We start from the raw sequence: 6,328 nt of genomic DNA on the forward strand, positions 1-6,328 counted from the left end.
GGTCGCGCGGCTCCGCAGGCCCGCGTCGGGCGCATGGGCGGCGATCAGCCGCTCCAGCGCCGGGCCCTCGGGCGCAAGGGTGGTGGCGCTGATCGCAGCGCGCAGGCGGGCGAGATCGGGGGCAGGGCGGTCAAGCGGCATCACGGTTGTCCTTGCTGGAGACTGACCGGGGTGATAACAGATCCTGCAAAGGCGATTTTCCCGTCCATCAAGGAATTGCAGGCCTTTCGTCCGAAGAGTATCAGTCAAGAGGGCCGCAAGATGGCAATTGATCCCCAAGACGGTCCACTGGATGTATTCGACCGCAAACTGCTGACGGAGCTGTCGAAAAACGGCCGCCTGCCGGTGACCGAGCTGGCCCGCCGCATCGGCCTGTCGAAATCGCCCACCCAGGCCCGGCTGAAACGGCTCGAGGCGCAGGGCTACATCCTGGGCTACCGCGCGCTACTGGACCCCGAGAAGCTCGACCGCGACCATGTCGCCTTCGTCGAGGTGCGCCTGACCGACACGCGCGAGGCGGCGCTGGCCGCCTTCAACGCCGCCGTGATCAACGTCCCCGAGATCGAGACCTGCCACCTGATCGCGGGCCAGTTCGACTACCTCCTCAAGATCCGCGTCCGCGACATGCGCGCCTACCGCGAGATCCTGGCCGAGGTCGTCTCGGAACTGCCCCATGTCTCCTCCACCTCGACCCATGTCTCGATGCAGGCGGTCAAGGACGCGGCCCTCTGACAGGATCCCCCGCTTCTCCGTTTTCCAAGTATCCCGGGGGAGTCGCGGCACGCGACGGGGGCAGAGCCCCCCCTTCCGGAGCACCCTCACCCCCCGCGCACCGGTTGCCGACAGGGCCGCGACCGCACCCCGGAACGGGGTGCCACCGCCGCCGCTGACGCAGGCGCGCAGCGCCGAGATGCGCGGCACGTCTGCCCTCAGTCCTGCGACCAGTCGGGCGCGCGCTTCTCGAGAAAGGCCGCGATCCCCTCGTTGGTGTCGCGGTCGAGCATGTTCTCGACCATCACCGCCCCGGTCATCTCGTAGGCCTTGTCGAGCGGCAGCTGGACCTGGTCGTAAAACGCCCGCTTGCCGATCCGCACCGCCGATCCCAGCTTGCCCGCGATCGTCTCGGCCAGCGCCCCGGTCTCGGCCGACAGCGCATCCGCCGCCACCACCCGGTTCACCAGCCCGATCTCGCGCGCACGGGCCGCCGGGATGAACTCGCCCGTCACCAGCATCTCGAAGACCTGCTTGCGCGGCGCGTTGCGGCTCAGCGCCACCATCGGCGTGGAGCAGAACAGCCCGATGTTCACCCCGTTCACCCCGAAGCGGCAGTCCTCGGCCGCCACCGCCATGTCGCAACTCGCCACCAGCTGACAGCCCGCCGCGGTGGCGATGCCATGGACCTCGGCGATGACCGGCTGCGGCAGGCGCGGGATCATCTGCATCATCCGCGCGCAGCGGTCGAACAGGTCGCGCAAGGCCGCGGCGCCCCCGTCCTGCGCCGCCCGCTTGGCCTGCATCTCCTTCAGGTCGTGACCGGCGCAAAACGCCTTGCCCGCGCCCTTCAGCACGATCACCCGCTGCGTCTGAGAGGCCATGAGATCGGCGAATTGCGCCGTCACCGCGGCGATCATCCCGTCCGACAGCGCGTTCAGCTTGCCCGGCAGGTTCAGCGTCAGATGCGTCACCGCCCCCCGATCCTCGCGGATCACCAGATCGTCGGACATGCCTGAACCTCCCTCACGCCGCTTCCCTATCCGTTGCGTCCTCCTCTATAGCGTCCTCAGCCGGGCAGGGAAGGAAAGACATGTCGCTGATGATGGACAAGGCCGCGCTCACGCGGTTCCTGAACGAGGCCTTCACGCAGGTCGCAGCCGATTTCGAGATCGAGGAGGTGGCCGAGAACCGGATCCGCACCCGGCTTCTGACCGCCGAGCGTCACCTGCGGCCGGGCGGCACCGTCTCGGGGCCCTCGATGTTCGCGCTGGCCGATGTCTCGGTCTATCTCGCCATCCTCGCCATGATCGGGCCCAGGGCGCTGGCCGTCACCACGAATTGCGCGATCGACTTCATGCGCAAACCAGCCGCAGGCGCCGACCTGCTCTGCGAGTGCCGCCTGCTGAAACTCGGCCGCGTGCTGGCGGTGGGCGACTGCCTGCTCTACTCCGAGGGGCTCGAGGCCCCGGTCGCGCGCGCCTCGATGACCTACTCGATCCCGCCCGAGCGGTAGCGCCCGCCCGAGCGGCTGGGGCTGCGACACTGGGCGGCGCTGAACGCGCCCGCGCCAAGGGGTAGGTTTCGCTTGACGATGGCAACCGCATGGCATTCGACCGACACCCGAGGGGAGACAGGCACATGGCAGAGGCCAAGATGCAGGACAGCACGGCGGCCCCCCGCCTCGAACACCTGCCGGTGACCTTCTTCGCGGTGCTGATGGGGCTGTTCGGGCTCGCGCTGGCGCTCCATGCAGCGGCGGGCAGCTTCCCGGTGGCCGAACCCGCCGCCCGCGCCGTTCTGTGGCTGGGCCTTGCGGCCTTCGCGGCCATCGGCGCGCTCTACATCACCAAGGCGATCCGCCACCCGCAGGCGGTCGCCGCCGAATGGCACCACCCGGTCAAGCTCGCCTTCTTCCCCACGATCACCATCTCGCTTCTGCTGATGGCCACCGCGATCCACGGCTATCGCCCGACCCTCGCCGAGCCGCTCTGGCTTGTCGGCACGCTGGGGCAGGGGGTGCTGACGGTGATGGTGATCTCTGGCTGGATCAGCCACCGCGCCTTCGAGGTGGGCCACCTCACGCCGGCCTGGTTCATTCCCGCGGTGGGCAACGTGATCGTGCCGCTCGCGGGCGCGCCGCTGGGGTGGGAGGAAACCAGCTGGCTGTTCTTCTCGGCGGGGCTGATCTTCTGGCTGATCCTGCTGGTGCTGGTCTTCAACCGGCTGATCTTCCACGCGCCGATCCCCGGCAGGCTCTTCCCGACCCTGGTGATCCTGATCGCGCCACCCGCGGTGGCCTTCGTGGGCTACCTGCGCCTGACGGGCGGCGGCATCGACGCCTTTGCCCATATCCTGATCGACACGGCCTATGTCTTCGCCGTGCTGGTCGCGGTGCAGGTGCCCAAGTTGATGAAACTGCCCTTCGCCCTCAGCTGGTGGGCGCTCAGCTTCCCGCTCGCGGCCCTGTCGGTGGCGAGCTTCGCCTACGGCCGCGCCGCCGAGAGCGCCGCCCATATCGGCATCGGGCTGGCCGTGCTGGCCGGTCTCGCCGCCGTGGTCGCGGGCCTCTTGTGGCGCACCGGCCTTGCCATCGCGCGCGGAGAGATCTGCCGCCCGGAATGACCCGGCCGTGCCGTTAACCCAACATCAAGGTTAACGCGCGCCCGCTTGTGTCTTCATCTTCCCAAAAATACGGAAATCCGACGCCTGCCGCTCCCGCGCCTCAGCCGATCAGCCGGGAGACATAGGGCGGCAGGGCGAAGGCCCCGAGGTGGACCTCGGGCGTGTAATAGTCGGTCTCGATCTCCGAGGCCGCGAAGCGCGCGGACAGCGTCGCAAGGTCCACGCCCCGCGCCGCGCCATCCGTGCCCCATCCCAGCGCCATCGGGCCACCCGCATAGGTCGGGATCGTGGCGAGATAACAGGTCGCGTCGGCAAACAGTGCGCGGAAGGCGCGCATCGTGTTCGTCAGCTCCTCACCCTGCAGGAAGGGCACGCCGTTCTGCGTGACGAGGATGCCGCCCGGTGCAAGCCGCGCTTTCGCATGCCCGTAGAACGTATCGGTGAACAGCACCTCGCCGGGACCGACCGGGTCGGTCGAGTCGACGATGATCACGTCGTAAAGATCGGCATTCTGCCGCATGAACTCGGCCCCGTCCGCGATCACCAGGTCGAGCCGCGGGTCGTCAAAGGCCCCGGCCGAGATGCCGGGGAGATAGTCCTTGCAGAACTCGACCACGCCGCCGTCGATCTCGACCATGGTCACCTGCTCGACGCTGGCATGCTTCAGCACCTCGCGCGCCATGCCGCCATCGCCGCCGCCCACGATCAGCACGCGGCGCACGGCGCCATGGGCGAGGATCGGCACATGGGTCAGCATCTCGTGGTAGATGAAATTGTCGGCCTCGGTCACCTGCACCACGCCATCGAGCGTCATGATCCGGCCGAAGGTGGGGTTCTCGAAGACGCGGATGCGCTGATGCTCGGTCGCGCTGTCGTAGAATTCCCGGCTGATGCGCAGGGCCTGCGCGTGGTCGGCGTGCAGCCGTTCGACGTTCCAGTCGGCGGGCCAGCTGTCGCGGTCGGTCATGGCATATCCTCCGGTGAACATGGAAACGGGCCGCGCAGATCGCCCGCGCGGCCCGTCGGTCATCTGGACCGGTGTCAGGCGGCGACGGTCTCTTGGACCAGCCCCTCGCCGCGGCGCAGTTCCTTGACGTGGACCGTCTCGGTGGCGAAAGCGCGTTTCAGCACATCCACCGCGCGCCAGGGATCGGCATCGCCGCACATGAACACGTCGAAGGCCCCGTAGCCGATCTCGGGCCAGGTGTGGACCGAGATGTGGCTTTCGGCCAGCACCGCCACGCCCGAGACGCCCTGCGGGCTGAACTTGTGGGTGTGGATGTGCAGCAGCGTCGCGCCGCATTCCGTCACGCAATCGCGGAAGGATTGCTGGATGCGGGCCTCGTCGTCGAGCCCGTGGCCGTTCTCGACCTCGATGATCAGATGCGTGCCGGCGAAGACGCTGCCGTCGCGCCGGATGAAATGATCGTCGCGGTCGGTGTCGAGCACGTCCCGGCACTGGGTGTCGTCAAAAGCGATGGATGCGACCGGGAGGTCGCTTGTGTCTTCCGCATGGGCGCCTGTCTCCAGACCATTCCCCAGTTGGAAGAGGTTGGCGCGGGTCATGGCGCTCCCCCTTCATACCAGCAGATTGATGTGGTGGGTCCTTAGCGCCCCCCCGAGGTTGCCCTCGAAGTTGGGATCGGTCCCGGTTCGTGAGGGGCGCACCTAATGGCGCGTTCGAGTCGGATCAAGGATGTTTTGCCCGGTGCCCGGATTTTTTGCGCCGCTCCCGCGGGGGTTGATCCGTCCCAGGGGCGGGGTCGGGGCCGGGCCGGGTCGGGCATCAGACCATCCGCCCCAGTGCCCATCCCGCGGCCATGGCCAGCGCCGTCAGCAGGCCGGACGCGCCGAGGATCGGGCCATGGGCCAGGGGCCGCTCGCCGCGGGTCTGGCCGTCGATGCCCGAGACCATCACCCGGTACCGGCTGTCCCGGTGCCGGTAATGCAGCATCCAGACCGGCAGAAGCACGCGGCGATAGCGGGCCGCGCGCAGCTCGGCGCGGTGCGAGAGGTTCACGAGATGGGGCGGCACGACCCGGTCGCGCAGGGCCGCGCGGATCAGCAGGTCACGCTCGGCGGTGCTGGCCGCGAGGCCGTCGCGCAAGCTCTGGTGATGGCGCTCGGCGGCGAAGCCCGCGAGATAGCCCGGTCGCAGCGCGCGCAACTGGCCGGGGCGGAACCCCGCGCTCAGCGCGTCGCGCATCTCGGGGGGGACATGGGGCGAGGCGGGGACGAGAAACTCCTCCAGCGTCATCTCGATCGTGTCGAGCAGCGCCTCGCGCGCGGTCGCGGCGCCGCGTTGCTGCGCGACGCTGGCCGTGGCGACATAGCGCACGGTCTCGCGCGTCTCGAAGACCCAGAACGGCGCATAGAGGCCGACCATCCGGCCCGTCCCCGCCCGCGCGGCCACCCCGCGCGGCAGCAGCGGCCGCGACGCGAGCCAGTCTGCCGCACGGGCCATGGCCGTGGCGCGGTCGATGGCGAAGGGCACCAGCGCGGCGGTGGCATAGGCCGTTTCGGCCTCGCGCGCGGTGGAGGGGCCGCCGCACCACGGGCATTCGGTCGACAGCGCATGGCCGACGAAGACGACCTGCCCGCCGCAGCCCGAGCAGGCGCGGATGTCGCCGGTGGCGACGGCGCCCTCGTCGGGCGCGTCGGGCCAGTCGGGGGCCGGGCCGAGGTCGGTGTCGCCGCCGATGTCCATGGCGCGCAGGGCGCGCCCGGCCGCGTCCCGGTCGTGATAGGCCAAATCATGCGCCACCCCGCAGCTGAGGCAGCGCAGGTGACCCCCGCGCGGGTCGAAGACCGCGTGACCGCCGCAGGTGGTGCAGCGCGGATCGTCGTCGAACCCGTCCGCAAGGCGCGGGGCATCGGGGGCGCGCGCGGGGCGTGGCGATCCGCTCATGGGTGCTGCTCCGGCGGGGCGGCGGTGCGGGTGGTGTCGGTAGGCAGCGACGGCAGCCACGCGGTCACCATCCCGGCGGCCGTG

7 protein-coding genes are annotated in these 6,328 nt (G+C 69.6%); 3 read left to right on the top strand and 4 right to left on the bottom strand.

Annotated features, from left to right (window positions below):
* Positions 1–261: 261 nt before the first annotated feature.
* Complete coding sequence (locus QQK83_RS18515) at positions 262–732, top strand: Lrp/AsnC family transcriptional regulator (protein WP_284266826.1); 471 nt, start codon at positions 262–264, stop codon at positions 730–732.
* 197 nt (positions 733–929) lie between these two features.
* Here QQK83_RS18515 and QQK83_RS18520 read toward each other — a convergent pair whose 3' ends face one another.
* A complete protein-coding gene (locus tag QQK83_RS18520) occupies positions 930–1,724 on the bottom strand; it encodes an enoyl-CoA hydratase (protein ID WP_284266827.1) in 795 nt (264 codons plus the stop codon).
* 80 nt (positions 1,725–1,804) lie between these two features.
* On the opposite strand from QQK83_RS18520, the gene QQK83_RS18525 reads away from it, so the two are divergent.
* Together QQK83_RS18525 and QQK83_RS18530 are read left to right on the top strand one after the other, a co-directional pair.
* On the top strand, positions 1,805–2,227 hold the full coding sequence (locus QQK83_RS18525; protein WP_284266828.1) for a PaaI family thioesterase: 423 nt from the start codon (positions 1,805–1,807) through the stop codon (positions 2,225–2,227).
* A 125-nt stretch (positions 2,228–2,352) separates the two neighbouring features.
* The gene (locus tag QQK83_RS18530) at positions 2,353–3,336 is read left to right on the top strand and encodes an SLAC1 anion channel family protein (RefSeq protein WP_284266829.1); all 984 of its coding nucleotides are present in this window, start codon (positions 2,353–2,355) and stop codon (positions 3,334–3,336) included.
* A gap of 100 nt (positions 3,337–3,436) precedes the next feature.
* Here QQK83_RS18530 and speE read toward each other — a convergent pair whose 3' ends face one another.
* The 3 genes from speE to QQK83_RS18545 all read right to left on the bottom strand — a co-directional run bounded on the left by speE (position 3,437) and on the right by QQK83_RS18545 (position 6,244).
* A complete protein-coding gene (gene speE, locus QQK83_RS18535) occupies positions 3,437–4,303 on the bottom strand; it encodes a polyamine aminopropyltransferase (protein WP_284266830.1) in 867 nt (288 codons plus the stop codon).
* 74 nt (positions 4,304–4,377) lie between these two features.
* Positions 4,378–4,902 carry an adenosylmethionine decarboxylase gene (speD, locus tag QQK83_RS18540; RefSeq protein ID WP_284266831.1) on the bottom strand — a complete coding sequence of 175 codons (525 nt, stop codon included), beginning with the start codon at positions 4,900–4,902 and terminating at the stop codon, positions 4,378–4,380.
* 220 nt (positions 4,903–5,122) lie between these two features.
* A complete protein-coding gene (locus QQK83_RS18545) occupies positions 5,123–6,244 on the bottom strand; it encodes a hypothetical protein (RefSeq protein ID WP_284266832.1) in 1,122 nt (373 codons plus the stop codon).
* Positions 6,245–6,328: the final 84 nt, after the last annotated feature.

The organism is Roseicyclus amphidinii, assembly GCF_030163755.1.
Lineage (GTDB): Bacteria > Pseudomonadota > Alphaproteobacteria > Rhodobacterales > Rhodobacteraceae > Roseicyclus > Roseicyclus amphidinii.

Bases quoted from the DNA above. Each gene is read 5' to 3' on its own strand.
- QQK83_RS18515 (WP_284266826.1), top strand. From the start codon at position 262: ATGGCAATTGATCCCCAAGACGGTCCACTGGATGTATTCGACCGCAAA.
- QQK83_RS18520 (WP_284266827.1), bottom strand. From the start codon at position 1,724: ATGTCCGACGATCTGGTGATCCGCGAGGATCGGGGGGCGGTGACGCAT.
- QQK83_RS18525 (WP_284266828.1), top strand. From the start codon at position 1,805: ATGTCGCTGATGATGGACAAGGCCGCGCTCACGCGGTTCCTGAACGAG.
- QQK83_RS18530 (WP_284266829.1), top strand. From the start codon at position 2,353: ATGGCAGAGGCCAAGATGCAGGACAGCACGGCGGCCCCCCGCCTCGAA.
- speE (WP_284266830.1), bottom strand. From the start codon at position 4,303: ATGACCGACCGCGACAGCTGGCCCGCCGACTGGAACGTCGAACGGCTG.
- speD (WP_284266831.1), bottom strand. From the start codon at position 4,902: ATGACCCGCGCCAACCTCTTCCAACTGGGGAATGGTCTGGAGACAGGC.
- QQK83_RS18545 (WP_284266832.1), bottom strand. From the start codon at position 6,244: ATGAGCGGATCGCCACGCCCCGCGCGCGCCCCCGATGCCCCGCGCCTT.